1 protein-coding gene is annotated in these 269 nt (G+C 59.9%); it reads left to right on the forward strand.

Annotated features, from left to right (window positions below):
• Positions 1 to 63: 63 nt before the first annotated feature.
• On the forward strand, positions 64 to 129 hold the full coding sequence (locus KJQ96_RS42580; protein WP_375293276.1) for a hypothetical protein: 66 nt from the start codon (positions 64 to 66) through the stop codon (positions 127 to 129).
• Positions 130 to 269 lie beyond the last annotated feature (140 nt).

Here is a 269-nt window from a genome sequence, read left to right on the forward strand (position 1 = left end):
CGAGGCTTAGGGCTGTCGCTCAAAGCGGTGCGCGCCTTCGTGGAGATCGCTCGGGAACAGAACGTGCCGCGCGCTGTGAAGAGCCTCGGCATGACCCAAAGTTCGGTCAGTCGCATCTCGCTGGCCTAGAACACCCATCTCGGCTCGAAGCTGATCGAGCCAGCGCGGTCGCAACAGCGAATTGACCGCCCAATTGCAGCGCGACAATCAGGATGGAAGTGGAGCGTCAATCTGGGGTTCTTCCGCATATTTGGTGCAGCATGAGCGAT

The sequence above is a fragment of the Bradyrhizobium sp. sGM-13 genome (assembly GCF_018398875.1).
In the GTDB taxonomy this organism is placed as follows: Bacteria; Pseudomonadota; Alphaproteobacteria; order Rhizobiales; family Xanthobacteraceae; genus Bradyrhizobium.